Origin of the sequence: Faecalibacillus sp. TM498 (assembly GCF_020589955.1) — a bacterium.
Lineage (GTDB): Bacteria > Bacillota_I > Bacilli_A > Erysipelotrichales > Coprobacillaceae > Faecalibacillus > Faecalibacillus intestinalis.
This window is the reverse complement of the sequence record NZ_JAJDKB010000132.1, coordinates 1-789: the sequence shown is the minus strand read 5'-3', so window position 1 is coordinate 789 and position 789 is coordinate 1. Positions and strand designations below refer to the sequence as shown.

Genomic DNA, 789 nt, shown 5'->3' with positions numbered 1-789 from the left:
AAGACTAAAATCCACTTTGTCATATCTAAAGTGGAATTTAACTTTTCACTTTAGAGTTTTTATTATATTTAAAACAAATGGTTGACAGATGATAACAATTTGTATACAATGTAATCACATTTGATATAAATACTGTGAAAAGAAAGAGTAGACGTTGATCTTTAGCGTAGAGATTTCCTGGTAGGTGAAAAGGAAAGTAGAGATTTTTGTTGAATTCATCTTGGAGTAGAGTGTTGAACAGTTTTAAGTAGGCATCTCCGGTTACACCCGTTAAAGTGGAAGAGTATGATTGTACTCGATGAGGTTAGTATAGTAATATACTAATAAACAAAGGTGGTATCACGAAGCGATAGCTCTCGTCCTTAGAGGATGAGAGCTTTTTTATTTATATCAAGGGAAATGAAGAAAAGGGGACAAGTAATATGATTATTGTAATGAAATCAACAGCATCTAAAGAAGATGTAGAAAAAGTATCAGGATCAGTAGAAAAATTAGGGTTAAGAGTAAATGTTGTAAATGGGGCAACACAATCAGTTATTGGAATTATTGGAGATACAACAAAAGTAGATCCAGAATCGATAGAAGTTGATCCAGCTGTAGAAAAAGTCATGCATGTATCAGAACCATATAAATTAGCTAATAGAGCTTTTCATCCAGAAGACTCAGTTATCGATGTCGGTGGTGTTAAAATTGGTGGAGGACATCTAGCAGTGATTGCTGGACCATGTTCAGTAGAAAGCAAGGAACAAGTGATTGAAATCGCTAAAGCAGCCAAAGCAGCAGGAGCGA

General features: G+C 34.7%; 1 pseudogene and 1 other annotated feature. The pseudogene reads left to right on the top strand.

Annotation, left to right across the window (positions count from 1 at the left end):
• Positions 1 to 125 precede the first annotated feature (125 nt).
• Positions 126 to 367: a binding site (T-box leader), on the top strand.
• A gap of 55 nt (positions 368 to 422) precedes the next feature.
• Positions 423 to 789: pseudogene (locus LJD32_RS14995) on the top strand (3-deoxy-7-phosphoheptulonate synthase); the annotation flags it as partial.